The sequence below is a fragment of the Saccharopolyspora sp. ASAGF58 genome (assembly GCF_012277335.1).
Classification (GTDB): Bacteria; Actinomycetota; Actinomycetes; order Mycobacteriales; family Pseudonocardiaceae; genus Saccharopolyspora; species Saccharopolyspora hattusasensis.
On sequence record NZ_CP040605.1, the window covers coordinates 1,029,309 to 1,053,985 of the forward strand.

A 24,677-nucleotide genomic window follows, 5' to 3' on the forward strand; every position below is an offset into this window, starting at 1 on the left:
CGGTCCGGAATCCCCGACTCATGACCGACCAATACGCCACGCTGGGGCAGGTCCTCCCAGCGGAGCCCTTCGGGGCGGGCACAGCCTGAGAACCCGCGGCGGTGCCAGTTGCGTGCGTGGCAGAAAGCGGCTGACGCCGCTTGCCTGACGCCAACGTCGAAGTCGAACACGTCGCCACACCCCTGAACCGCACGAGTTCCAAACCACCCAAGACGATACGGCCCGCCCCGGGAGTCCGGGACGGGCCGCATCGAACTGTGCGTTTTCAGATCACTGCGCCGGGGTCTCGGCCTCCGGCTTGGCCTCGCCCTCGGCCTCGTCATTGACCAGCACCAGGCTGATCTTGCCGCGGCTGTCGATGTCGGCGATCTCCACGCGCAGCTTGTCGCCGACGTTCACCACGTCCTCGACCTTGCCGATGCGCTTGCCGTTGCCCAGCTTGGAGATGTGCACCAGGCCGTCCTTGCCCGGCAGCAGCGAGACGAACGCGCCGAAGGCCGCGGTCTTGACCACGGTGCCCAGGAAGCGCTCGCCGACCTTCGGCAGCTGCGGGTTCGCGATGGCGTTGATCTTGTCGATCGCGGCCTCCGCGGACGGGCCGTCGGCGGCGCCGACGTAGATCGTGCCGTCGTCCTCGATGGTGATCTCCGCGCCGGTCTCCTCGGTGATCGAGTTGATCATCTTGCCCTTCGGGCCGATGACCTCGCCGATCTTGTCCACCGGGATGCTGATGGAGGTCACCCGCGGGGCGTGCGGGCTCATCTCGTCGGGCTTGCCGATCGCCTCAGCCATCACCTCGAGGATGGTGAACCGGGCGTCGCGGGCCTGGCCGAGCGCCTGGGCCAGCACCTCGGACGGGATGCCGTCGAGCTTGGTGTCCAACTGCAGGGCGGTCACGAAGTCCTTCGTGCCGGCGACCTTGAAGTCCATGTCGCCGAAGGCGTCCTCGGCACCGAGGATGTCGGTCAGCGCCACGTAGTGGGTCTGACCGTCGACCTCGTCGGAGACCAGGCCCATCGCGATGCCGGCCACCGGCGCCTTCAGCGGCACGCCCGCGTTGAGCAGTGACAGCGTCGAGGCGCAAACCGAGCCCATCGAGGTGGACCCGTTGGAGCCCAGCGCCTCGGAGACCTGCCGGAGCGCGTACGGGAACTCCTCGCGCGACGGCAGCACCGGCATCAGCGCCCGCTCGGCCAGCGCACCGTGGCCGATCTCGCGCCGCTTCGGGCTGCCGACCCGGCCGGTCTCACCGGTCGAGTAGGGCGGGAAGTTGTAGTGGTGCATGTACCGCTTCGTCGTCTCCGGGGACAACGAGTCGATGGTCTGCTCCAGACGCAGCATGTTCAGCGTGGAGACGCCCAGGATCTGGGTCTCGCCGCGCTCGAACAGCGCCGAGCCGTGGGCCCGCGGGATCACGCCGACCTCGGCGGACAGGCTGCGGATGTCGGTCAGCCCGCGGCCGTCGATGCGGACCTGGTCGCGGATGATCCGCTGGCGCACCAGCTTCTTGGTCAGCGACCGGAACGCGGCGCCGATCTCCTTCTCGCGGCCCTCGAACTGCCCGCCCTCGCCGGTGCCGGCCTTCTCCAGCACCGCGGCCTTGATCTCGTCGAGGCGGTTCTCCCGCTCCTGCTTGCCGGCGATCTTCAGCGCCTCGGCGAGCTCACCGGAGACGGCCTGCTCGACGGCGGTGAAGGCGTCCTCGGCGTAGGCCGGGAACACCGGGAACTCCTGGATGGCCTTGGCCGCGGCCTGCGCGAGCTGCTGCTGCGCCTGGCACAGGGTCCGGATGAATGGCTTCGCGGCCTCCAGACCGGCGGCGACGACCTCCTCGGTCGGCGCCTGCGCACCACCGGCAACCAGCGCGACGGTCTTATCGGTGGCCTCGGCCTCGACCATCATGATCGCCACGTCGTCGCCGACGATGCGGCCCGCGACGACCATGTCGAACACGGCCCGCTCCAGCTGTTCGTGGGTCGGGAAGGCCACCCACTGGCCGTCGATCAGCGCCATCCGGGTGCTGCCGATCGGGCCGGAGAACGGCAGACCGGACAGCTGGGTGGACGCCGACGCGGCGTTGATCGCCAGCACGTCGTAGAGGTCGCCCGGCGCCAGGCTCATCACCGTGACGACGACCTGGACCTCGTTGCGCAGGCCGTCCACGAAGGACGGGCGCAGCGGCCGGTCGATCAGCCGGCAGGTCAGGATCGCATCGGTGGACGGGCGGCCCTCGCGGCGGAAGAACGAGCCGGGGATGCGGCCCGCGGCGTACATCCGCTCTTCGACGTCGACGGTCAGCGGGAAGAAGTCGAAGTGCTCCTTCGGCTGCTTGGAGGCCGTGGTGGCGGACAGCAGCATGGTGTCGTCGTCGAGGTAGGCGACGACACTGCCGGCGGCCTGCTTGGCCAGTCGGCCAGTCTCGAACCGGACGGTCCGGGTGCCGAACGCGCCGTTGTCCAGCACCGCGGTCGCCTCGTACACGCCCTCATCGATCTGGGGTTCAGTCAAGGTTGACTCCTCGGGTTCACGAGGCCCACGGCAGGAGCATCCGGATCGTGGTCCGACGAGGCCGGCCATCGATCGAAGCCCCCGGGAACGTCTGTTGCGACGACTTGCCCGGCAGCCACTACCGAGGACCGGCGGACGCCTGTCCGGTGCGTGCCACCGTGAGCGCTCTTCAGTTGCGACGGCGCCGGGCGCCGTCCGTCTTTCATGCACCGGGGGGAGCGGCCCGTTGGCCGCTCCCCCCGGTTTTCGTCAACGACGCAGACCGAGTCGCTGGATCAGCGAACGGTAGCGTTCGATGTCCACCTTGGTCAGGTAGTTGAGCAGCCGGCGGCGGCGGCCGACCATCAGCAGCAGGCCACGACGCGAGTGGTGGTCGTGCTTGTGCTGCTTGAGGTGCTCGGTCAGCCCGGTGATCCGCTTGGTCAGCAGGGCCACCTGGGCCTCCGGCGAACCGGTGTCGCCGTCCTTCAGGCCGTACTCGGCTAGGATCTGCTTCTTGTCTTCAGTGGACAACGCCACGAGTTGACTCTCCTTCGATGTCCCGTGTCAGCTGAACCAGACCAGCCGGTCGGGTAGCGGGTCGACGCGCAGTCGACCGGATTCGGCCACCACGGACTGCAGCCGTTCCACAGGCCAGGATAACAGGGAGGACTGCTACTACCGGGTTAGCCCGCGCTTAGCCCGGCGTCTCGCGCGTCACCGCGACGCGGTGCACCGTCCGGTACTCGTGACCGCCTTCCCGCAGGTCACTGCGCACCACGGCCAGCTCGCGCGACTGCCACCAGGGGCCGGCGTAGCCGGCCAACAGCCCGGGCAGCAGCTCCCGGTCGGCGCGCCCGGCGGCCCATCGGGCGATGGTGAGGTGCGCTGTGTAACCGCGCGGATCGCCCCCGGCCGCGCGCACCAGCGCGCGTAGCGCGGCGTCGTCGGAATCGGTGCCCGGCTCGACACCGATCCACAGCACGCCGCGGAAAGTTCCAGCACCGGCCAGCCGGAGCTGCGGCGGCGCCGGGTCGGCCGCCAGCAGGCGGGCGACGCGGTGGTCCAGTCTCTCGATCACATGCTGCTGGTCGGCGTCGTCGCCGTGGAAGCGCAGCGTCAGGTGCCAGCGCTGCGAAGGCGTGAAGCGGAACTTGCGCAGTCCAGCGGTGGCCTCGGCCACTAGGTCCGGGCGGAGCCTGTCGACTGTCGACGCCAGGTGCCGCACCGCCTCTTCCGACGGCCACACCGCGGTGAACAGACGCATGCTCCCCAGTGTCCGTGCGATTTAAATGGAAATCGACCCGCCGACTTCTATGAGCGTTTTCCAGCTGCTTCTTGCGTTGCGGTGCGGGTAACGGAACCTCAGCGGCGGTGTGAGCTGCGATGGTGGGCCATGCGCCTTCGGCGCATGCGACGACCTCGCGTCGTGAACTTCAGGCGTCGCGGCTGCGGATCAGGTCGGCTACGGATCAACCAGGATGAAGAACCCCAATAATGGAATTCGCACCCGGGGAAGTGGTCAGTTTTCGTCGGCGGCGCGGCGGAGCAGCTGCGCCAGCGCCGGGTAGCGACCTTCGAGCAGCGACGCCGCCGCCTCCAGTTCGCCGGGCTTGGCCACCTCGCGCAGCACCGGCCAGGCGGCTTCCTCGCCGTTGGCAGCGTGCATGACCGGGAGGTTGTCGCGCCCCACCGACGGTTGCGACTGCCGGACGTCCTCCAGGGCCTGCTTGATCGCGTCCGACTCGCCCGCGGCGACCCCGGGGATGAGCACCTTGCGCTCCAGCATCACGAGCCGGGCCAGCACCGACGGGTTGCCGATCTTGGCGCGGCGCCCGCTCATCACCTGGCTGAGCATCGGTGCGCTGATCCCGAGGACCTCGGCGAGCTGGGCCTGCGAGATGCGGAACGCAACCACCAGGCGGCGCACCCGGTCCCCCAGCGGCTCGCCGTACCACTGCCGCTGCAGCTCCAGGTTCCGCTGGACGTTGCTGCTCTCCGTCACCTTCGCTCCCCCCGTGTCGGCGCCGGCCCGGCCGCGGACGGCTGCTGATCCGGCTGTGGATACTGCCAGGTCACCGGCCCGGCACGGACGGGAATCCGAAATATGTTCCGCTCGCGGTGCGCCAGACAGCCGACGCGACTGCCCCGTTCGGGGGACCGGACTGCCGGATCTCACCCGTTCGCCTCCAGGATGCGCCGGGTTTCGGCGACGTCCAGGTGCATCTGATCTATCAGCGCGTCGACCGTGTCGTAGCGCTCCATCGACCGCAGGCGCTGCACGAAGTCCAGGTCGACGTGCTCGCCGTAGAAGTCGGCGTCGACATCCAGCACGTACGCCTCGACGGTGCGCTCGGTGCCGGAGAAGGTCGGATTGCTGCCAACCGACACCGCCGCCGACAGGGTCTTCCCCTGCTCCTTCGAGCCGCGTCGGCGGTGCGTGAACCACGCCGCGTACACGCCGTCGGCCGGGATCGCCGCGTGCGGCGGGGTGGACAGGTTGGCGGTCGGGAAGCCGAGTTCCTTGCCACCGCGCCCGGCGCCGCGCACCACGATGCCCTCCAGCCGGTGGTTTCGGCCCAGCGCGGAGGCGGCCGCGACGACGTCGCCGGCGTCGATGCAGGAGCGGATGTAGGTCGAGGAGAAGGTCACCGAAGTTCCGTCCGCGTCATCGGAGCGCTGCACCGGCCCGGAGACCAGCGCATCGGACTCGACCTCGAAACCGAACCGCTCGCCGAGCTTGGCCAGCAACTCGATGTTGCCGGCCGCCTTGTGGCCGAAGGTGAAGTTCTCGCCGACCACGATCTCCGCCGCGTGCAACCGCTCCACCAGCATCGCGTGCACGAATTCCTCGGCGGGGATGCGCGAGACCTCGCGAGTGAACGGCAGCACGCAGAAGACATCCACGCCGAGCTGTTCGACGAGTTCGGCGCGCCGCCGCAGGGTGGTCAGCTGCGCCGGGTGACTACCAGGGCGGACCACCTCGGAGGGGTGCGGGTCGAAGGTCATCAGCACGCAGGGCACGTTGCGGCGGTGGGCCTGCTGCACGGCGTGCGTGATCAACTGCTGATGCCCGCGGTGCACCCCGTCGAAGACGCCGATGGTGACCACGCACCGGCCCCAGCCACCGGGGATCTGCTCCAAACCACGCCATCGCTGCACGACCAGGAAGCCTACTGCGCCGCCACCCGGTCGCTGGAACGCCACCGCCCGTGCCGCAGATCACGCGGCACGGGCGGTCGACCGGGACGGGTTGCGCCGAGGCGCGGGGGGCGGGTTTTGCCTTCGAACTCCGGTGCGGCCGGTGCTGGGTGCCGTTGCCGCAGGTCAGGTGTCGTGAGTGCGAGATCCGGTTCTTACCGGTTCTCGCACTCACGACTCCTGGTTCGCGCACACCCGCATGCTGTTGTCCGCGCCCGCGTTGACCGGCTGCTCCAGGGAGTCGTGGCGCCGGGCAGGGTGACCGAGACCGCTCCCGGCATGTGGCACCCGCCGTCGTCACCCGACGTCATCCAGCGGATGAGGAAGGACGCACGCGCCTTCTCGCCGTAACCGTCTGCGAATCAAGGGGATTCGTCCGGGTTCGATCAGTTCGCTGGAAGGATCACCAGCACCGCCTTCGCGGTCCGGCCGCGGTCGCGGACCAGGGCGACCGCGCGACCGTCCGGATCGAACATCCCGTAGGTGCCCTCGACCCCGGCCGCAGGCACGACCTGGCCGTAGGAGAGGGCCCTGGCGACGGTGGAATCCACGTTGCGGCGCGGAAAAGCGGCCTCGACCGCCTGGTCCAGGCTCATCGACAGCCCGGGCTCGGACTCCAACTGCTCCAGGGTGCGCGCCGTGACCAGCCCGAACGGACCGACCCGGGTGCGGCGCAGTTCGGCGAGGTGCCCGCCGACACCGAGCCCGGCGCCCAGGTCCCGCGCCAGCGCGCGCACGTAGGTGCCCGACGAGCATTCGACGAGCACGTCCAGATCGGTCGTCCGCTCGGTGCGGCGCAGCGCCAGCACATCGAAGCGCGACACCGTGACCGGACGCGCGGCCAACTCGACGCTCTCGCCGTTGCGCGCCAGTTCGTAGGCGCGCCGGCCGTTGATCTTCACCGCGCTGACCGTGCTGGGCACCTGCTGGATGTCGCCGGTGAGTTCCGCGAGCCCGGCCCGGATCGCCTCCTCATCCACTGCGGACGCGTCCACTTCGGACACCACGTCGCCCTCGGCGTCGTCGGTGGTGGTGGCCGCACCCAGCCGGATCGTGGCGAGGTAGGCCTTGGTGTCCAGGGCGAGGTGGCCGAGCAGCTTGGTGGCCCGCTCCAGGCCGAGAACCAGCACTCCGGTGGCCATCGGGTCCAGCGTCCCGGCGTGCCCGACGCGACGGGTGCCCATGATGCGGCGGACCCGCGACACTACGTCGTGCGAGGTCATCCCCGCCGGTTTGTCGATCACCAGCAGGCCGGGCGGAACGGTGGGACGCGTTTTGCGGGAGCGTTCGGACACGAGGCACCATCTTCCCCGACCCGGAACGGGGCGCGTCGCCAGGGTGGCGGCGCCGTGACGAGGAGGTTTCCCGGTGGCGTTCCGAACGATCAGGCGCTTCGGCGACCCGGTGCTCCGCATGGCGGCCGAGCCGATCACGGTCTTCGACCAGCGGCTGCGCACGATCGTCGCAGGCCTGCTGGACACCGTGGACGCGCCCGGGCACGCCGGGGTCGCCGCGCCGCAGATCGGCGTCGGGGTGCGGGCGTTCAGCTACCGCGTCGACGGTGAGATCGGGTACGTGCTCAATCCGGAGGTCGTGGAGCTCTCCGACGAGGTGCAGGACGACGTCGAGGCGTGCCTGTCGCCCGGGCTCGGCTTCGTGACCCGCCGCGCCCAGCATGCCGTCGTGCGCGGCGTCGACGTGGACACGAGCCGATCACGGTGTCGGGCAGCGCCTGATGGCGCGCTGCCTGCAACACGAGACCGACCACCTCGACGGCGTGGTCTACATCCAGCGCCTCGACCCGGAGCACCGCCGAGAGGCCTACCGCCAGGTCCGCGAGCAGGACTGGTTCTGGCAATGACCATCCGGCGGCCTGAGCGTTCCCGCTGGCCCCGGACCTGCGCTTACGCGGTGGCCGGTGCGGGTGTTGCGCCGACTACGGCCCAGCGGCCGGAGCGGGCCCGCAGCAGCAGCGTGATCAGGCGCAGGACCATGAACAGGCTCAGGCCGGTCCAGATCCCGGCCAGGCCCCAGCCAAACGCCAGCGACAGCCAGATCAGCGGCAGGTAGCCGATGGCCGCGCTCAACAAAGTCGCGGTGCGCAGGTAGGCCGCGTCGCCGGCGCCGAGGAAGACCCCGTCCAGCGCGAACACCACGCCCGCGACCGGCTGCAGGAACACGAAGAACCACCACGCATGCGGGATTTCCGACAACACCGCGCCGTCGGTGGTGAACAACGTCGGCAGCAGACCGGACAGCGCCGTGAACACCAACCCGAGCACGGCGCCGAACACCAAGCCGTACCAGGTGACCTGCCTGGCGATCCCCTTGGCGCGCGGCGCGGAACCGGCGCCGAGCGCCGCACCGACCAGGGCCTGAGCCGCGATCGCCAGCGAGTCGAGCACGAGCGCCAAGAATGTCCACAGCTGCCACACCACCTGATGCGCGGCCGCGCTCTCCGCGCCGGTCCGCGCCGCGACCGACGTCGCCGAGAGGAAGCACGCCTGGAACGCCAGCGTCCGCAGCACCAGGTCACGGCCGAGCCCGAACTGGGCGCGCATCTTCGCGGGATCCGGCCTCAGCGGCGCCCGCTCGACGACCAGCGCCCGCATGAACAGCGCGGCGGCGATCGTCTGGCCGATCAGGTTTGCGACCGCCGAACCCTCCAGGCCCCAGCCGAAGGGGTAGACGAACAGCGGGCACAGCACCGCCGACACACCGTTGCCGACCAGCACGTAGCGCAGCGGACGTGCGGTGTCCTGCACGCCGCGCATCCAGCCGTTGCCCGCCATCGTGATCAGCACCATCGGCGCGCCGCAGAGCGCGATGCGCATCCAGGTGCCGGCCGCGTCGGCCACCGGCCCGGGCCCGGCGAGCAGTTCGGCCACTGGGACCGCCACCAGCTGCGCGAGCAGCAGGAGCACCACGCCGACGCAGATCCCCAACCACGTCGCCTGCACGCCTTCGGCGACGGCGTCCTTGCGGCGCCCGGCACCGTGCAGCCGCGCGGTGCGTGCCGTCGTGCCGTAGGTGAGGAACGTCAGCTGGCTCGACACCAGCGTGAACAGCGTGCCGCCGAGCGCCAGTCCGGCCAGCGGGACCGCGCCGAGGTGTCCGACGACGGCGGTGTCGACGAGCACGTAAAGCGGTTCGGCGGCGAGCACGCCCAGCGCCGGCACCGCGAGCGCCAGCAGTTTGCGCGGCGCTACGCGCTCCCCCAGATCGGACACGCTGCCTCCCGGTAAGCTGTGATCGACGGTTTCACCCCTGACACATCAGGGTACGGTAAGGACCGCACATGGACAACGCTGATTACGCTACGGTGGCGCTCAGGCTCGCCAGCGCCGACCTGAGCACCCTGGACTCGGTGCGCGCCGCACTCCACGACGAGCCGTGGTGGGCCGACCGGCTGCACGAACCCGACCTGCCGGTGCTGCGCGGCGTGGCCGACGGGCTGCGCCGGGCACTGGACGCGATGGTGTTCGACGACGGCGAGACCGTGCTCGCGGAGATCAACGCGCTGCTGTCGGCGCACCCGCCCCGGCCCAGGCTGTCCGGGCACGGAGGCCGCGACGGCACCCCGAACTGGCACGTCCACGTGGCCGGACCGGACGCACCAGCGGTCGACGAGGTCGCCGCGGCCGCCGCGTGGGGCTTGGCGCAGGGTGTCGTCCAGCACGGCACGACGCGCTGGGGACGCTGCGGAGCCGAGGGCTGCGGCACCTACTTCCTGGACACCTCGACGAACCAGGCCAAGCGCTTCTGCAGCCCCCGCTGCGCGAACCGGATGCACGTCGCAGCCTTCCGAGCCCGCCGCCGAGCCTGACCTGGCGCCGATCCGGAGCCACCCACAACCGTCGCCAAGTCGGGCCCCTACCTGCCGAAGTCCCGCCGGAGACCGCCGGAGACCGCCGAAGTCCGCAATTTCCATTGAAATCGAAGCTTCGATTTCAATGGAAATTGCTCCCGAAGGGGGACGCGTCAGTCCAGGAGTGGGGCTTCGTCTAGGGCTTTGCGGAGCGCCGCGATGATGTCCTCGGCCGGGCCCTGCGCCGTGAAGCCGGACGCGAGCCGGTGCCCGCCACCGCCGCAGGCAGCAGCAGCGTGACCGACGTCGACGCGGCTGTCGGCGCGCAGCGACACCGACCAGTGCTGCGGCGCGGTCTCCTTGAGCACCGCCGCGACCTCTGCCTCGCTGGTCGTGCGAACCACGTCGATGACGCTGTCCACGTCCTCGCTGCGCAGGCCGTCGGATTGCGCCAGCCGGACCGTCGCGTGCACCAGCCCCAGTCCCTGCGCCGCGGCCGACTCCAGCTCGGCTTCGCCCAACACGCCGGAGAGCATGCTCAGCCAGCCGAACGGATGCGTGTCCAGCAGCGGCCGCGTCGTCGCTTCCGGGTCCACCCCGGCCTCCAACAGCCGCGCCGCCACCCGGTGCGTCCAGGCGCTGGCGTGCCGGAACGAACGGGTGTCGGTGACCAGGCCCGCGTAGAGGCACCGAGCGATAGGCACATCGAGCTCCTCGCCGAGCTCGTCGAGCAACCGCAGCACGATCATCACCGTCGCCTCGGCGTGCTCGTCAACCACGTGCAGCGTGCCGTAGCGGGTGTTCGAAACGTGGTGGTCGATCACGATGACGTCACCGCCGGCGGCGATCGTCGCAGGCACCCGATCGGCGAGCCGACCGAGCCGCTGCAGGCTCCCGGTGTCGCAGACGACCAGCAGCGGCGGCGCGGCAGGCACCTCGTCCGCGGGCACCACCAACCCGTCGCCGTCCAAATCGCGTAGCGAGAACGGCGGCAGCTCGGGTTTCCCGAACGACACGCGGACCGTGCAGCCCCGCCGCCGCAGCACCCTCCCCAGCGCCAACGCGCTGCCGAGCGCGTCGGCGTCCGGGTTGATGTGCGCGAACAGGGTCACGTCCGAGGCTTCGGCCAGCTTGCGGGCGGCCTCGGCAACGGCTGGTGCGACCGGGTCGACGCCGGCCGACGGACCGCCGCCGGAACGGCCGGATTCGGATTGCCCGCGCACAGGTTCACCTCCACGACATCGGCGGCCTTGCTGACCACCTCTGTCCAACGCACCTGATGCTGCGCTGCGACTCAACCACTCTGTGGCCCACGACGCACATCGGCGTCGGAAAACGACTCCAGGTCTGCACCGTCGGTGGCGAACTCGTCATCGTCGGTGCTGGTGCGGTACGGGTCGGCGTCACCGGCGGGCATCGCGCCGGAAGCCAGTCGGGCCACCTCATCGTCGGCCTCCTTGGCCTTGGCGAGCAGCTCCTCCATCCGCCGCGCGTTGTCCGGCACGGTGTCCGCGACGAAGGTCAGCGTCGGGGTGAACCGGACGCCGGTCTGCTGGCCCACCCGGGACCGCAGCACCCCGGTCGCGCTGGCCAGCGCCGCGGCGGTCGAGGCGTAGTCGGCGTCGTCGCCGAACACGGTGTAGTACACAGTGGCGTCCCGCAGGTCGGGGGTGACCCGCGCGTCGGTGACCGTCACCATCGCCAGCCGCGGGTCCTTCACCTCGTGCTCCAGCCCGGATGCCACGATCTGCGCGATGCGCTTGGCGAGCCTGCGGGCGCGCGCCGTATCAGCCACAGCGCACCTCCTTCGGGGAAAGTTCAGTTCATCTGACAAGCAGTGCCAGCCGCTTGCGGTGTGGGACTCCGTTCGCACCGCCGCGGGGGCGACGGTAACTCCCGCAGGAGCCGGCACCCGCACCACGACGCAAAACGACCGCGAAAAGCTCCTAGTCCTCCGGTCCCAGCATGCGCTGCCGGGCCGAAAGCAATTCGAGTTCGGGGCGTGCGGCGACCAGGCGCTCGCACGCGTCCAGCACATCGCGCACGTGCGCGGCGTCGCCGGAGACCGCCGCTACGCCGAACAGCGCGCGGCGGTGCAGGTCCTGGTTCCCGGCCTCGGCGACGGCAACCTCGAAGCGCCGCCGCAACTCGGCCACCACGGGCCGGACGACAGCACGCTTCTGCTTCAGGGAGTGGACATCGCCGAGCAGGACGTCCAGTTCGAGCACACCAACGTACATGGGTGGTCCTCACGCGGGTACGAACCGCTGCACAGGGGGCCGCCGAAGTGACGACCCCCTGCGCAGTACCGGCTCAGTCGCGCGGCTTCTCGCGCATCTCGTAGGGCTCGATGACGTCCCCGACCTTGATGTCGTTGTACGACCCCAGGGTCAGACCGCATTCGAAGCCTTCGCGGACCTCGGTCGCGTCGTCCTTGAACCGCTTCAGCGAGTTGATGCTGAGGTTCTCGGCGACCACCACGTTGTCCCGCAGCAGGCGTGCCTTGGCGTTGCGCTTGATGATGCCCTCGGTGACCATGCAACCTGCGATGGAACCGACCCGGGAGGACTTGAAGACCTCGCGGACCTCGGCCCTGCCCAGTTCGACTTCCTCGAACTCGGGCTTGAGCATGCCCTTGAGGGCCTGCTCGATGTCCTCGATCGCGCGGTAGATCACCGAGTAGTACCGGATCTCCACGCCCTCACGGTTGGCGACCTCGGACGCCTTGCCCTCGGCCCGGACGTTGAAGCCCAGGACGATGGTGTTCTCCGCGGTGGCGAGGTTGATGTCCGACTCGTTGATGCCACCGACGCCGCGGTGAATCACCCGGAGCTCGACCTCTTCGCCGACCTCGATCTTCATCAGGGACTCTTCGAGCGCCTCGACGGTACCCGAGTTGTCACCCTTGATGATCAGGTTCAGCTGGTTGGTCTCCTTGAGCACCTTGTCCAGGTCCTCGAGGCTGACCCGCTTGCGCTTGGCCGCGTTCTGCGCCTCGCGGATGCGGGCCCCGCGGCGGTCGGCGATCTGCCGGGCCACCCGGTCCTCGTCGACTACCAGGAAGGTGTCGCCCGCACCCGGCACCGACGTGAAGCCGATGACCTGCACCGGCCGCGACGGCAGCGCCTCGGAGACGTCCTCGTCGTTCTCGTTGATCATCCGGCGGACGCGACCGTATGCATCGCCGGCCACCACCGAGTCGCCGACCCGCAGCGTGCCGCGTTGCACCAGCACCGTGGCCACCGGACCGCGGCCGCGGTCGAGGTGGGCCTCGATCGCCACGCCCTGGGCGGGCATGTTCCTGTTGGCCCTCAGGTCCAGCGCCGCATCCGCGGTGAGCAGGATCGCCTCAAGAAGGTTGTCGATGTTGGTGCCCTGCTTCGCCGAGATGTCGACGAACATGGTGTCGCCGCCGTACTCCTCGGCAACCAGGTTGTACTCGGTCAGTTGCTGACGGATCTTGGCCGGGTTCGCACCCTCGACGTCGATCTTGTTGACCGCGACCACGATCGGCACACCGGCCGCCTGGGCGTGGTTGATCGCCTCCACCGTCTGCGGCATGACGCCGTCGTCGGCGGCCACCACCAGCACGGCGATGTCGGTCGACTTGGCACCACGGGCACGCATGGCTGTGAACGCCTCGTGACCGGGGGTGTCGATGAACGTGATCGGCCGCTTGTTGCGTTCCAGCTCGGTGATGACCTGGTAGGCACCGATGTGCTGGGTGATGCCACCGGCCTCGCCGGCCTGCACGTTCGTCTTCCGGATGGTGTCCAGCAGTCGCGTCTTACCGTGGTCGACGTGACCCATGACGGTCACCACCGGCGGACGGGCCGCCAGCTCGTCCTCGGAGCTGCCCGGGTCGCCGTAGCTGATGTCGAACGACTCCAGCAGCTCCCGGTCCTCGTCCTCCGGACTGACCATCTCGATCTGGTAGTTCATCTCCTGGCCGAGGAGCTCCAGCACCTCGTCGGAGACGGACTGGGTCGCGGTGACCATCTCACCGAGGTGGAACATCGCCTGTACCAGCGAGGCCGGGTTGGCGTTGATCTTCTCGGCGAAGTCGGTCAGCGAAGCACCGCGGCGCAGGCGAACAGTCTCGCCGTTGCCGCGCGGGAGGCGGACGCCGCCGACCGACGGCGCCTGCATGTTCTCCATGTACTCCTGGCGCTTCTGCCGCTTCGACTTGCGACCGCGCTTGGCCGGACCGCCGGGGCGACCGAACGCACCGGCCGCACCGCCGCGACCACCGGGACCGCCCGGACGGCCACCGCCGCCGCCGGGACGACCGCGGAAGCCACCGCCGGCCGGGGCGCCGCTGGGCGCACCGCCGCCGCCACCGCCACCGCCGCGGAAGCCGCCGCCCCCACCGGGACGACCGCCGCCACCGCCGGGACGACCGCCACCGCCGCCGCCCGGTCCACCACGACCGCCGCCACCGCCGCCGCCACCACGGCCGCCGCCGGGACCGCCGCCGCTGCGCTGCGGTCGGGGTGGCATCATGCCGGGGTTCGGACGGGGCGGCATCATGCCCGGGTTCGGGCGTGAGCCACCGTCACCGCGCGGCGCGTTGCCCGCGGCCGGTGCCGTGCCGGCACCCTGACCGCCGCCCTGGCGCTGGCCGCCGGGACCACCGTGCTGGCGGCCGGGGCCCTGCCCGCCGCCCTGACGGCCGCCCGGGCCCGGCCGCGGCGGCCGCTGCTGCGGCGCTCCGCTGCCGACGCCGAACGGGTTGTTGCCGACGCGCGGCTGCCGCGGGCCTGGCTTCGGCGCCTTCGGGCGCGGCGGGACCACGCCGGCGTCGCCGTCGCCGCCCGACTTCGGGCTCGGCTTCGGGCTGGGCTTAGGGCTCGGCTTCGGACCGGGCTTCGGGCCCGATGCAGGCCTGTGCTCGGTCTTGGGGCCCGGCGCCGGTCGGGTCTCGGCCTTGGCGGCCGGGACCTGCTCGACCGGCTTGAACTCCGGCTCGGGCTTGGGCATCGGCTTCGGGCCCGGCTTGGGGCCGGGCTTGGGACGCTCACCGGCCGGCCCCTCGGGGCGCGGACCGGGCTTGGGTCCAGGCTTCGGCGCCGCCGCTTCGGCGCGGGACGGCCTGGGCTCTGCCGGAGCGGGCTTGCCGCCGCCGCTGGCGTCGCTCTTCTTCGACGCCGAGGGCTTGGCGAGCGCGTCACGGAGTCTGCGCGCCACCGGGGCTTCCACGGTGGACGACGCGGACTTCACGTACTCGCCCTGCTCGGCGAGCTTGTTCAGAACTTCCTTGCTGGTAACACCGAGCTCTTTGGCGAGCTCATGTACGCGGGCCTTGCCTGCCACTGCTCTCCTCATCTGGGTGAGGCCGGGCGGCAGTCCCGCTCGACCTCGTCCTATCGCCGATGCGCGTTCATGGCTTCAGCTTCACGGCTGATTCATGACGGGTCGACCTGCTTTCCTTCAGTTGCCTGGCGCGGGACGGATCCCGCGTCGGTCATGTCTTGAGCTGCCAGCGGCGGTTGCCCGGCACTCAGGTGAGCCTGCACGGCTGAGGTGTCCAGGGCTCCCGGCGCACGCAGTGCACGCGGAAAAGCCCGGCGCCGCTCGGCCAGACGAAGGCACGCCGGATCAGGGTGCAGCCATGCTCCCCGGCCCGGTTGCCGACGTCGTGGATCGGGAACAGCGACGGGACCCGCCCGACCGACCTTAGCCACCACTCGTAGCAGCTCCGAGGACGACGTCCGGGCACGGCACCCCACGCAAGTACGCACCGGCCCACGGCTCTCGCCGCGTTCGCCGGAGACACATGTGCGGATTGTCGCTCCCCTCGCGTCGACCTCCTGTGATTCTAACCCGACGAGGTTACTCGGCCGAACCCACGGTCGGCAGACCTTCCACCGCGGGGTCGAGCCCGGGCGCCTGCGCCGGAGGCTGGCCCGCCGCACTGGTGGGTTCACCGGGGTCGACGTCGCTGCGGATGTCGATCCGCCAGCCGGTCAGCCGCGCCGCCAGCCGGGCGTTCTGGCCTTCCTTGCCGATCGCCAGCGAGAGCTGGAAGTCCGGCACGACCACCCGAGCGGTCTTGGTCCGCTCGTCGACGACCTCCACCGAGACTACCTTGGCCGGCGACAGGGCGTTGCCGACGAAGGTGGCCGGGTCGTCCGAGTAGTCGATGATGTCGATCTTCTCGCCACCCAGCTCGCTCATCACGTTGCGCACCCGGGAGCCCATCGGCCCGATGCAGGCGCCCTTGGCGTTGACGCCGCTGACCGTCGAGCGCACCGCGATCTTGGAGCGGTGCCCGGCCTCCCGCGCCACCGCGGGGATCTCCACGGTGCCGTCGGCGATCTCCGGCACCTCCAGCGCGAACAGCCGCCGCACCAGGTTCGGGTGGGTGCGTGACAGCGTGATCTGCGGTCCGCGCGCGCTCCGGGAAACCCCGACGACGTAGCACTTGATCCGGGTGCCGTGCTCGTAGTTCTCGCCGGGCACCTGCTCAGCGGCGGGAATCACACCTTCGCTGTCCCCGACCTGCACGATGACCATGCCGCGGGAGTTGGCCCGGGCGTCACGCTGGATGACACCGCCGAGGATCTCACCTTCCTTGGTGGCGAACTCGCCGAAGGTCCGCTCGTGCTCGGCATCGCGCAGGCGCTGCAGGATGACCTGCCGCGCGGTGGTCGCCGCGATCCGCCCGAAGCCCTCCGGGGTGTCGTCCCATTCCTCCTCCACGCTGCCGTCGGCGGCCAGGGTGTGCGCGATGACCCGCACGACACCGGTCTTGCGGTCCACCTCCACCCGCGCGTGCGACTGGTGCCCTTCGGTGTGGCGGTATGCGGTGAGCAGTGCCGATTCGATCGCTTCCAGGACCGTCTCGAACGGGATGTCCTTGTCGCGTTCGATCGCACGCAGCGCCGCGATGTCGACGTTCACCTCGACTCCTCCGTGTCTTCCTGGTCGTCCCCCGCTTGGGAAACGCCGCCCGCAGCACGCTCCAGCTTGACCAAATCCTCCGCCGGTGGCTGCTGGAACTCCACCTCGACCACCGCGCGTTCGACATCACGGTAGGCCACCCGGCGCAGCTCGCCGCCGACCAGCACCGTGACGCCTTCATCATCGGCTTCCCCGACCCGCGCCACAAACTTCTCGCCGCCGGTGAACCTGATCTTGACCAGCCGGTAGCGCGCCCGCCGCCAGTGCCGCGCGCGGGTCAGCGGCCGGTCCACGCCCGGCGAGGTGACCTCCAGCGTGTAGGAGCCGGCCAGCACATGCTCGTGCGCGTCCAGCACCTCCGACACCGCGCGGCTGACGACGGAGATCTCGTCGAGCCCGACCCCGTCGTCGGAGTCGATGACGACCTTGATCAGCCGGCGGCGGCCGGCCTGCTGCACGTCGAACTCCTCCAGGTCGAAGCCCGTTCGAGCCACGGCCTCGGCTACGACGGGCTCCAGCTGCGCGGTGATCGCACCGCGCGGCGGGCTGGACACGTTGGCACTCCCTAAATTTCGATCGGGGTCTGTACAGACCTGGCAACATCGCGGCACCGGTCGCGGGGCCGGTCAGCCCGCGGTGCCGACACGACCATGCTGCCCGTGCCGGCCGCGGTCGACCAGGGTATCGCGTCCACCCACACCCGAGCGCGGCATGGGACCCCAACGATCGGCGGATCGAGTCGGCGACCATGCGGATCCCCACCGGCGGTGCCGGGGCGTTCGGCCGGGTGATCGCCTGGCAGGATACGACGGCGTGGAATCCTCCTCGCGAGCCAGGTCGGTGCTGGGGCGGCGGAGCGTGCTGCGGCTGTTCGCGGCCGTGCCGGCCGCCGCCGCGTTGACCGCGGCGTGCAGCTCGGCACCCGACGAGCCCGACCCGTTGTTGGCACTGGCGGCGGCGGCGAAATCCGACGCCCAGCTCGCGAAGGCGATCGCGCAGTCGCATCCGGAACTGGCCGACGCCGCCAACGAGATCGCCACCGCGCGGAGCGCGCACGCCGACGCGATGCAGCGCGAGATCGACCGGCTCGCCCCGCGCGATCCGAAAGACCCGCCGTCGGTGCCCGTACCGGCACCGAAGCAGGCCCCGGGATCGGCGAACGCAGCGGCGAAGACGCTGCGCGATGCGCTGACCGGGGCGCAGGACGCGGCGGCCAAGCTGGTACCGGGGCTGCCGCCCTACCGGGCCGGGCTGGCGGGGTCGGTCTCGGCGAGCTGCGCGAGCCTGCGGGAGGTGCTCGGATGACGGAGCTTTCGGAGGAAGCGGGCAATGCGCTGCGCAGCGCATTGAGCGCGGAGCACGCGGCCGTGTGGGTGTACGGGCTGGCGAGCGCGTTCGCGGGCGAACCCCGCGTGCGCGGCGCGATCGACGACGCGATGAAACAGCACCAGAGGCTGCGCGACACCGCGGAGCGGACGCTCCGCGACGCGGCGCAGACGCCGCCGGCGGCTCAGCCGGCGTACTCCGTCGGGGGGCCGGTGAGCGGCCAGGAAGCGGCGATCGGGCTGTTGGTCACGGCGGAGAACGACTGCGAGATCGGCTGGCGGTCGGTGTTGGAGAACACCGAGGACCCCGCGCTCCGCGGCATCGCGCTCGATGGCCTCACCACCTCAGCGGTCCGGGCCACCCGCTGGCGGCTCACCATCGGCAGGCAACCGGCCGCACAACTCTTCCCCGGCCAGCCCTGACCTCCCCGGCCGCCGACGCGGGTTCGCGGGTGGGCCCGTGCGCGGTTTTGCGGACTCGCACGAACTGACCAGCGGAAACGCGGCACTGCCGGGAGCGAACCGGGGCGTGTGGGACCTGCCGGGGTGCCCGGGTGTCAGCGCGGGGTCTGCTCCTGGGGCCAGCCGAGCTTCAGGACTTCGCGGGTCACGTCGAGCAGGGCCGGGTCCTTCTTCGGCGTGTTCTTGTCGTAGTAGGCCGAGTCGCCGATCACCACGAGCCGGAACTGGCGGTCCGAGGCGTAGGCGTCGTCTTCCAGCGCGGGCATGCCCTTGGTGCCGTCCCGGCCGTCGTCGACCAGGTCCCGGATGTTGCCAGTGCCGTCCTTGGTGGTCAGGTCGTTCAGCTGCTGCGCGGTCGCCGCGTCCGGCATCAGGACGGTGACCAGCGAGGTCAGCACACGGGTGCCGTCGGGCAACGTGGTGCTGTAAAGCGCCCGCGTGAGATGCGTGCACTCCTGCTTCTGGAAGAAACTCTTGATCTTGGCGGTGGAGACGTTCTGGCAGCCCTGGAACGCCTCTTCGCGGTGGATCGGCGTGAACTGGTAGCGCGGCAGGTCCGGCGGCGGCGGCGCGGCCTCCTCGCCGCTGTCCGGCTTCAGCATCAGCCAGATCAGGCCGGACAGCACCGAGATCACCAACAACCCGAGCCCTCGCAGCAGCCAGCTCGCCGATGTGATGCGGCGCGGTTGCGACACCTGGGCGGCCTGCCGACTCGTCGGCTGGTGCATCTGCGGTCGCGGCGCATCGGGTCGTGGCGGTTCGGGGCGTGGCGGTTCGGGGCGTGGCGGTTCGGGGCGGGGCGGTTCGGGGTGGGGCGGCAGGTCCTGGCGGGGCGGCGCGGCGAACGCAGGGCGGGTGGCCTCTTCCGGTGGCACCGCCGGCGCGCGATCAGGCCTGATCAGCGAATTGTCGCGGCGCAGCGGCGTGGTTTCACGCTGCGTGTTGTCTTGTGCTCCCGTCATCTCTTCGGGCACACCTGGTCGGTCCGGCACGAGCACCAACGGTAGCGGGCGCGGATTACAAGATGGACACCCCTGATGTTCATCGCAACGCGAGCACCGCGCGCTCGACGTCGGCACCGGTGTTGTAGAGGTGGAACGACAGCCTCGCCCGGCCCGCCCGCGCCGCGCAGGCGACCCCGGCCGCGGTCAGCTTCGACACCGCGTCGGGCACCTGCACCGAGACGATCGCCGAGCCTGCGGCGGGCAGGTCCAGGGCCGTCCGGAACTCGTCGGCCAGCCCGGCGCAGTGCTTGGCGACGGCGGTCATGTCGATCCCAGCCAGCCAGTCCATCGCCGCGGCCGCGCCGACCTGCGCCAACCACGTGGGCGAGAGGTCGAGCGCGCGGGCACCGTCCGCCAGCCGCAGGGGCAGGCCGTAGGTGGAGCTCCACGGGTCCTGGCCCGCGTACCAGTTCGCACTGCTCGGCCGGATCTCGGGCGCATCCGGGTGGACCGCCAGCCAGGCGGCGCCGCGCGGCGACAGCAGCCACTTGTAGGCCGCGCCCACGACCCAGTCGGCCCAATCGAGCTGCAACGGCAGCCAACCGAGTGCTTGCGTGACGTCGAGCAGTACCCGCGTCGAGTTCGCCGCGGCGACCTGCCGCAGGCCGTCGAGATCGGCGATCCGGCCGTCGCTGGACTGCACGACGCTGACCGCGACCACGTCGTGATCGGCGGCGTGCTCGGCGATCTCGGACAGCTCGACCTCGGTCACCCGCACTCCCCTGTCCCGCTGTGCGGCGAAGGGGAAGACCACGCTGGTGAACTCGTTCGCGGCGACCAGCACGCGGGCCCCGGCCGGCAGGCTCGCGGCGACCAGGCCGACGAGTTGGGAGGCGGTGGATCCGATCGCCACCCGCTCCGCGGTGGTGCCGATCAGGCGGGCGAACGCGGCCCGCGCGGTGGCCACGGCCGGGTCGAAGTCCTTCGGTCCGTCGAGGCCGCTTCCCCAGCGCGCCACCGAATCGGCGACCGCGCGGGCCGCGTCGACGGGCGGGATGCCGATGCTCGCGGTGTTCAGGTAGCCGTCCGGGACGTCGAAGGTCGCACCGAATGCCTCTCGCATGCCCGCATCCTCGCACCGGCTGGGCCGATTCGGTACGGCTGCCTAGTGTAGAACCCATGCACAGCGAGGAAATCGAGGTCCGGACCGGCTCCGTGGAGGTCGTCTACGACCTGGGCGCGGAGTGCGACCGGTTCTTGCGTTCGGCCGGGGCCCGCGACGGGCTGCTCAACGTCTGGGTGCCGCACGCGACCGCCGGGCTGGCGATCATCGAGACCGGCGCGGGCAGCGACGACGACCTGCTCGCCGCGCTGCGGGACCTGCTGCCCGCGGACGACCGCTGGCGGCACCGGCACGGTTCGCCGGGGCACGGCCGGGACCACGTGCTGCCCGCGTTCGTCCCGCCGTACGCGACAATCCCGGTACTGGGTGGCGAACTCGCACTGGGCACCTGGCAGTCGGTGTGCCTGGTGGACACCAATGTGGACAATCCGGTTCGCCGAGTCCGCTTGAGCTTCCTACCCGGCTGAGCTCGGAACTCGCCAATTCGAGCGAAGATCTTGTGCGGGGCGTTCCCGGGCGCGCAATCTGTGCGTTCGTGACGACAACAACTGGTGGCACCCGCCGACTCGCCCGCGTGGTGTCCGCGGGCGTGGTCGGAACCACCGTCGAGTTTTACGACTTCTTCCTCCATGGGGCCGCCACGGCCACCATCTTCGGACCGGTCTTCTTCCCGCACCAGGACGGGCTGCTCGCCGTGCTGCTTGCGCTGGTCACCTATACCGTCGGGTTCGCCGCCCGACCGCTGGGCGGGCTGGTGTTCGGCCACTTCGGCGACCGCGTCGGCCGCAAGCGGCTGCTGCGTGCAGGCGTTGGCGATGCTCGGCGGCGGGGCGTTGTCCGACCGGCTCGGCCGCCGCCCGGTGGCGGTCACCGCCGCCATCGGATGTGCACTGTGGACGATCATCTTCTTCCCGATGGTCGCGAGCCACGACCCGGTGCTGTTGTTCCTGGCGGTGGCGGTCGGCCTGCTGCTGCACGGCACGATGACCGGGGCGCAATCCGCCTTCTACCCGAGCTTTTCGGCACTTCGGTGCGCTATTCAGGTGTTTCGGTGGGGTATCAGGCCGCCACGGTGTTCGCCGGTGCCGCCGCGCCGCTGGCGGGCGCGGCGCTGCTGCGGGCGACACATTCGGCGATGCCGGTGGCGATCATGCTCGTCTGCTGCCTTGCGCTGACGGTGGTGGGCATGTCGATCGTCACGGAAACGGCCCGCAGCGACCTCGCGTCCTGATACCTGCGATGGCCCGCTCCGGGCGTTCGGCTGGCAGGATGGTGCGGTGACCCGACTCGTGCTGTGGGACATCGACCTGACGCTGATCGACGCCCGGGGCTTCGGCTCCCGCTGGTACCGCCGCGCGCTCGCGGACGTGACCGGCAAGGCGCTGCACCGCATGCCGGACACCGCCGGCCGCACCGAGCTGGCGATCACCACCGACGTGCTGGAGATCCACGGCAGCACCCCCGACGAGCCCACGGTCGCGGCCATGTTCGCGGCGCTGACCAGCGCGGTCGCCGAGACGCGCGACGAGCTGTCGCATCGTGGCAGCGCGCTGCCGGGAGCCGCGCGGGCGCTGACGGCGCTGGCCGCCGAGCCGAGGTTCACCCAGACGCTGGTCACCGGGAACCTCGCGGAAGTCGCCTTCCACAAGCTCGAGTCGTTCGGCCTGCACCACCACATCGACTTCGAGATCGGCGGTTTCGGCGCCGCCTCGGTGCACCGCCACGACCTGATCGCCGACTCCGTCGCCAAGACCGAAGACCGCCACGGCAAGCCGATCTCCCCCGACTCCGTCGTGGTCGTCGGTGACACGCCGCACGACGTCGCGGGCGCGCTGCGCTTCGGCGCCGTCGCGGTCGGCGTGGCCACCGGTTCCAGCAGCGAGGACGACCTCCGCGCCGCCGGTGCCCACGCCGTGCTGACCACCCTCGCCGACACCGACGCGGTGCTCGCCGCGCTGTCGTGAGCTCACCGTTCACGAAAAGTGTCAAAAAGTTCCGTGAGCAGATGACTTGCGCCACCTGCGTGGACCATCAGGAAGACCGGTGGCCTTCACGCTTCCTCGACCACTGCCAGCACGAACAGCCCGTGAGTGGTTTTCGGCGCTATAGCACCGAAAAACGCTCACGGGCCCGAGCAGTCCAGATCGTCAGCCGCGGATGACCTCGATGAGGTGCGGCACGGCGTTGTCGGCCTCGACCTCCGCGCGCTCGCCCGAACGCCGGTCGCGGACCTCGACGACGCCCTTGGTCAAGCCCTTGCCGACCACCAGGACCGTCGGCACCCCGAGGAGCTCGGAGTCGGCGAACTTCACGCCCGGCGACACCGTCCGGTCGTCCAGGATCACCTGCACGCCGGACGCATCGAGCTCGGCCGCGATGGCCTCGCCGCGCTCCCGGATGCTCTCGTCCTTGCCCGCGATCACCACGTGCACGTCGGCGGGCGCCACCTCGCGCGGCCACACCAGGCCTTGCTCGTCGTGGCTCTGCTCGGCGATCGCGGCGACCAACCGCGAAACCCCGACGCCGTAGGAGCCCATCGTGATCCGCTTCGGCTTGCCGTCCTGGCCGAGCGCGTCCAGCGAGAACGCGTCGGCGTACTTGCGACCGAGCTGGAAGATGTGGCCGATCTCGATACCCCGCGCGGCGACCAGGGTGCCCTGGCCGTCCGGCGACGGGTCGCCCTCGCGGACCTCGGCGGCCTCGATGGTGCCGTCCGGGGTGAAGTCTCGGCCGCACAGCAGGTCCACCACGTGGTGGTCGGCCTTGTCGGCGCCGGTGACCCAAGCCGTCCCGGTCACCACGCGCGGGTCGACCAGGTAGCGAACCCCGTTGTCCTGCAGCGCCTTCGGGCCGATGTAGCCCTTGACCAGGAACGGGTTGGCGGCGAAATCGGCCTCCTCCAGCAGCGCCACCTCGGCGGGCTCCAGTGACGCCTCCAGCCGCTTCATGTCGACCTCGCGGTCCCCAGGCACGCCCACGGCCAGCAGCTGCCAGTCCTGCGAGCCCGGCTGCCGGGTCTTGACCAGCACGTTCTTCAGCGTGTCGGCCGCAGTGAACTTGCGTTCGGTGTTGGCGTTGAGGAAGTCGACCAAGGTCTCGATGGTCGGCGTGTTCGGGGTGTGGTGGACCTGGGCGGCCGCCTTGCCCTCGATCGGCTCGGCGGGCGGCGCGGGGGTGACCACGGCCTCGACGTTGGCGGCGAAGCCCGACCCGGTGCTGCGGACGAAGGTGTCCTCACCGGTCTCGCTCTCGGCGAGGAACTCCTCGGACGCCGAGCCGCCCATCGCGCCGGAGGTGGCCGCGACGATCACGTAGCGCAGCCCGACCCGGTCGAAAATCCGGATGTAGGCGTCGCGGTGCAGCTGGTAGGAGTTGGCCAGCCCCTCGTCGTCCAGGTCGAAGGAGTAGGAGTCCTTCATGACGAACTCGCGGCCGCGCAGGATGCCGGCGCGGGGCCGCTCCTCGTCCCGGTACTTGGTCTGGATCTGGTACAGCATGACCGGGTAGTCCTTGTAGGAGCTGTATTCGCCCTTGACCGTGAGCGCGAACAGCTCCTCGTGCGTCGGGCCGAGGAGGTAGTCGCCGCCCTTGCGGTCCTTCAACCGGAAAAGGTTCGGGCCGTACTCGGTCCAGCGGTTGGTGGCCTCGTAGGGCTCCCTCGGCAGCAGCGCGGGGAAGTGGATCTCCTGCGCACCGATCGCGTTCATTTCCTCGCGCACGATCTCCTCGATCTTGCGCAGCACCCGCAGGCCCAGCGGCAGCCACGAGTAGATGCCCGGCGCGATCCGGCGGACGTAGCCGGCGCGGACGAGCAGCTTGTGGCTCGGCACCTCGGCGTCGGCCGGATCCTCGCGCAGGGTACGCAGGAACAACGTCGACATCCTCGTGATCACGGCTACTAGCTCCTCATCCGGCCTGATTCGTCAACGGCAGGGTAGCGACCCACCCCGGGGTCACCACCAGCGGATTACCCACGTCACCCGGCGGGTGTCGGGGTCGGCGCATATCTTCGGCGCCATGGCACTGAGTATCGGCATGGTGACGATCGACTGCGCATCACCCCGGGAGCTGGCCGAGTTCTGGACGCAGGCCTTGGACACCTCGGTCGTCTTCGACGACGATAAGTTCGTGATGCTCGCCGCGAACAAGGAGGGCGGTGTGGCGCTCGCGCTGCAGCGGGTGCCCGAGCCGCGCGCCGGGAAGAACCGGGTGCACGTGGACCTGGACACCACCGACCGGCGGGCCGAGGTGCGCCGCCTCGTCGAGCTGGGGGCGACGGAACTGGGTGAGCACGACGGGCCCGACGGCCTGCGGTGGACCGTGCTCGCGGACCCGGAGGGCAACGAATTCTGCGTCGCGAGCGGGCACTGATCCGGTTGGCCCCTCGTCGAGCCGCCGCGCCCTAACAGCAACCACCAACCGAA

Annotated in this window: 24 protein-coding genes and 1 pseudogene; 8 read left to right on the plus strand and 17 right to left on the minus strand. The window is 70.6% G+C overall.

Features of this window, described 5'->3' with window-relative positions:
* Positions 1–270: 270 nt before the first annotated feature.
* The 6 genes from FDZ84_RS04560 to truB form a co-directional block, all read right to left on the minus strand.
* Complete coding sequence (locus FDZ84_RS04560) at positions 271–2,508, minus strand: polyribonucleotide nucleotidyltransferase (protein ID WP_168584853.1); 2,238 nt, start codon at positions 2,506–2,508, stop codon at positions 271–273.
* A gap of 249 nt (positions 2,509–2,757) precedes the next feature.
* The gene (gene rpsO, locus FDZ84_RS04565; protein ID WP_168584854.1) at positions 2,758–3,027 is read right to left on the minus strand and encodes a 30S ribosomal protein S15; all 270 of its coding nucleotides are present in this window, start codon (positions 3,025–3,027) and stop codon (positions 2,758–2,760) included.
* A gap of 157 nt (positions 3,028–3,184) precedes the next feature.
* On the minus strand, positions 3,185–3,754 hold the full coding sequence (thpR, locus tag FDZ84_RS04570; RefSeq protein WP_168584855.1) for an RNA 2',3'-cyclic phosphodiesterase: 570 nt from the start codon (positions 3,752–3,754) through the stop codon (positions 3,185–3,187).
* Positions 3,755–4,009: 255 nt separating this feature from the next.
* On the minus strand, positions 4,010–4,492 hold the full coding sequence (locus tag FDZ84_RS04575) for a helix-turn-helix domain-containing protein (protein WP_168584856.1): 483 nt from the start codon (positions 4,490–4,492) through the stop codon (positions 4,010–4,012).
* A 170-nt stretch (positions 4,493–4,662) separates the two neighbouring features.
* The gene (locus FDZ84_RS04580) at positions 4,663–5,649 is read right to left on the minus strand and encodes a bifunctional riboflavin kinase/FAD synthetase (RefSeq protein ID WP_210435641.1); all 987 of its coding nucleotides are present in this window, start codon (positions 5,647–5,649) and stop codon (positions 4,663–4,665) included.
* A 425-nt stretch (positions 5,650–6,074) separates the two neighbouring features.
* Complete coding sequence (gene truB / locus FDZ84_RS04585) at positions 6,075–6,983, minus strand: tRNA pseudouridine(55) synthase TruB (RefSeq protein WP_168584857.1); 909 nt, start codon at positions 6,981–6,983, stop codon at positions 6,075–6,077.
* 73 nt (positions 6,984–7,056) lie between these two features.
* Between truB and FDZ84_RS04590 the strand changes: the two are divergent.
* Positions 7,057–7,549, plus strand: a pseudogene (locus FDZ84_RS04590) (peptide deformylase).
* Between the two features lie 43 nt (positions 7,550–7,592).
* Here FDZ84_RS04590 and FDZ84_RS04595 read toward each other — a convergent pair.
* The gene (locus FDZ84_RS04595) at positions 7,593–8,918 is read right to left on the minus strand and encodes an MATE family efflux transporter (RefSeq protein ID WP_168584858.1); all 1,326 of its coding nucleotides are present in this window, start codon (positions 8,916–8,918) and stop codon (positions 7,593–7,595) included.
* 68 nt (positions 8,919–8,986) lie between these two features.
* On the opposite strand from FDZ84_RS04595, the gene FDZ84_RS04600 reads away from it, so the two are divergent.
* The gene (locus FDZ84_RS04600) at positions 8,987–9,514 is read left to right on the plus strand and encodes a CGNR zinc finger domain-containing protein (protein WP_168584859.1); all 528 of its coding nucleotides are present in this window, start codon (positions 8,987–8,989) and stop codon (positions 9,512–9,514) included.
* A gap of 155 nt (positions 9,515–9,669) precedes the next feature.
* Here FDZ84_RS04600 and FDZ84_RS04605 read toward each other — a convergent pair whose 3' ends face one another.
* From FDZ84_RS04605 to rimP, 7 genes are all read right to left on the minus strand, one after another.
* Positions 9,670–10,719, minus strand: coding sequence for a bifunctional oligoribonuclease/PAP phosphatase NrnA (locus tag FDZ84_RS04605; RefSeq protein ID WP_246868795.1), 1,050 nt, complete (start codon positions 10,717–10,719; stop codon positions 9,670–9,672).
* 71 nt (positions 10,720–10,790) lie between these two features.
* On the minus strand, positions 10,791–11,291 hold the full coding sequence (gene rbfA / locus FDZ84_RS04610; RefSeq protein ID WP_168584860.1) for a 30S ribosome-binding factor RbfA: 501 nt from the start codon (positions 11,289–11,291) through the stop codon (positions 10,791–10,793).
* A gap of 151 nt (positions 11,292–11,442) precedes the next feature.
* Positions 11,443–11,736: a DUF503 domain-containing protein gene (locus tag FDZ84_RS04615; RefSeq protein WP_010306306.1), complete on the minus strand. Its 294-nt coding sequence runs from the start codon at positions 11,734–11,736 to the stop codon at positions 11,443–11,445.
* Positions 11,737–11,809: 73 nt separating this feature from the next.
* Positions 11,810–14,809, minus strand: coding sequence for a translation initiation factor IF-2 (gene infB, locus FDZ84_RS04620; protein WP_168584861.1), 3,000 nt, complete (start codon positions 14,807–14,809; stop codon positions 11,810–11,812).
* Positions 14,810–14,901: 92 nt separating this feature from the next.
* The gene (locus tag FDZ84_RS40505; protein ID WP_371812777.1) at positions 14,902–15,423 is read right to left on the minus strand and encodes a YlxR family protein; all 522 of its coding nucleotides are present in this window, start codon (positions 15,421–15,423) and stop codon (positions 14,902–14,904) included.
* Positions 15,329–16,399, minus strand: coding sequence for a transcription termination factor NusA (nusA, locus tag FDZ84_RS04630; RefSeq protein ID WP_168584862.1), 1,071 nt, complete (start codon positions 16,397–16,399; stop codon positions 15,329–15,331). The genes FDZ84_RS40505 and nusA overlap by 95 nt, the downstream gene beginning before the upstream one ends.
* Positions 16,396–16,953 (minus strand): ribosome maturation factor RimP, encoded by a 558-nt coding sequence (rimP, locus tag FDZ84_RS04635; protein ID WP_168584863.1) that lies wholly within the window; start codon positions 16,951–16,953, stop codon positions 16,396–16,398. Before rimP ends, nusA begins: the two co-directional genes overlap by 4 nt.
* 259 nt (positions 16,954–17,212) lie before the next feature.
* Between rimP and FDZ84_RS04640 the strand changes: the two genes are divergently transcribed.
* Together FDZ84_RS04640 and FDZ84_RS04645 are read left to right on the plus strand one after the other, a co-directional pair.
* On the plus strand, positions 17,213–17,704 hold the full coding sequence (locus tag FDZ84_RS04640) for a hypothetical protein (RefSeq protein ID WP_168584864.1): 492 nt from the start codon (positions 17,213–17,215) through the stop codon (positions 17,702–17,704).
* Positions 17,701–18,147 carry a ferritin-like domain-containing protein gene (locus tag FDZ84_RS04645; protein ID WP_168584865.1) on the plus strand — a complete coding sequence of 149 codons (447 nt, stop codon included), beginning with the start codon at positions 17,701–17,703 and terminating at the stop codon, positions 18,145–18,147. Before FDZ84_RS04640 ends, FDZ84_RS04645 begins: the two co-directional genes overlap by 4 nt.
* Positions 18,148–18,281: 134 nt before the next feature.
* Here FDZ84_RS04645 and FDZ84_RS04650 read toward each other — a convergent pair whose 3' ends face one another.
* Both FDZ84_RS04650 and FDZ84_RS04655 read right to left on the minus strand, forming a co-directional pair.
* Positions 18,282–19,148 (minus strand): hypothetical protein, encoded by an 867-nt coding sequence (locus FDZ84_RS04650; protein ID WP_246868797.1) that lies wholly within the window; start codon positions 19,146–19,148, stop codon positions 18,282–18,284.
* 79 nt (positions 19,149–19,227) lie between these two features.
* Positions 19,228–20,253 carry an aminotransferase class V-fold PLP-dependent enzyme gene (locus FDZ84_RS04655; RefSeq protein ID WP_168584866.1) on the minus strand — a complete coding sequence of 342 codons (1,026 nt, stop codon included), beginning with the start codon at positions 20,251–20,253 and terminating at the stop codon, positions 19,228–19,230.
* Positions 20,254–20,309: 56 nt separating this feature from the next.
* On the opposite strand from FDZ84_RS04655, the gene FDZ84_RS04660 reads away from it, so the two are divergent.
* From FDZ84_RS04660 to FDZ84_RS04670, 3 genes are all read left to right on the plus strand, one after another.
* Positions 20,310–20,720 (plus strand): YjbQ family protein, encoded by a 411-nt coding sequence (locus FDZ84_RS04660; protein ID WP_168584867.1) that lies wholly within the window; start codon positions 20,310–20,312, stop codon positions 20,718–20,720.
* A gap of 68 nt (positions 20,721–20,788) precedes the next feature.
* Positions 20,789–21,484 (plus strand): hypothetical protein, encoded by a 696-nt coding sequence (locus FDZ84_RS04665; protein ID WP_246868798.1) that lies wholly within the window; start codon positions 20,789–20,791, stop codon positions 21,482–21,484.
* A 46-nt stretch (positions 21,485–21,530) separates the two neighbouring features.
* Positions 21,531–22,217 carry an HAD hydrolase-like protein gene (locus FDZ84_RS04670; RefSeq protein WP_168584868.1) on the plus strand — a complete coding sequence of 229 codons (687 nt, stop codon included), beginning with the start codon at positions 21,531–21,533 and terminating at the stop codon, positions 22,215–22,217.
* Positions 22,218–22,400: 183 nt separating this feature from the next.
* Here the strand turns inward: FDZ84_RS04670 and FDZ84_RS04675 are convergent, their stop codons facing one another.
* Entirely contained in the window at positions 22,401–24,146 is a 1,746-nt protein-coding gene (locus FDZ84_RS04675) for a proline--tRNA ligase (RefSeq protein ID WP_168584869.1), read from the minus strand.
* Positions 24,147–24,270: 124 nt separating this feature from the next.
* On the opposite strand from FDZ84_RS04675, the gene FDZ84_RS04680 reads away from it, so the two are divergent.
* Positions 24,271–24,624 carry a VOC family protein gene (locus tag FDZ84_RS04680; protein WP_168584870.1) on the plus strand — a complete coding sequence of 118 codons (354 nt, stop codon included), beginning with the start codon at positions 24,271–24,273 and terminating at the stop codon, positions 24,622–24,624.
* Positions 24,625–24,677: the final 53 nt, after the last annotated feature.

Coding starts and splice junctions, on each gene's coding strand:
- thpR (WP_168584855.1), bottom strand. CDS start 3,754: ATGCGTCTGTTCACCGCGGTGTGGCCGTCGGAAGAGGCGGTGCGGCAC.
- FDZ84_RS04600 (WP_168584859.1), top strand. CDS start 8,987: ATGGACAACGCTGATTACGCTACGGTGGCGCTCAGGCTCGCCAGCGCC.
- FDZ84_RS04615 (WP_010306306.1), bottom strand. CDS start 11,736: ATGTACGTTGGTGTGCTCGAACTGGACGTCCTGCTCGGCGATGTCCAC.
- FDZ84_RS04645 (WP_168584865.1), top strand. CDS start 17,701: ATGACGGAGCTTTCGGAGGAAGCGGGCAATGCGCTGCGCAGCGCATTG.
- FDZ84_RS04650 (WP_246868797.1), bottom strand. CDS start 19,148: ATGACGGGAGCACAAGACAACACGCAGCGTGAAACCACGCCGCTGCGC.
- FDZ84_RS04655 (WP_168584866.1), bottom strand. CDS start 20,253: ATGCGAGAGGCATTCGGTGCGACCTTCGACGTCCCGGACGGCTACCTG.
- FDZ84_RS04660 (WP_168584867.1), top strand. CDS start 20,310: ATGCACAGCGAGGAAATCGAGGTCCGGACCGGCTCCGTGGAGGTCGTC.
- FDZ84_RS04680 (WP_168584870.1), top strand. CDS start 24,271: ATGGCACTGAGTATCGGCATGGTGACGATCGACTGCGCATCACCCCGG.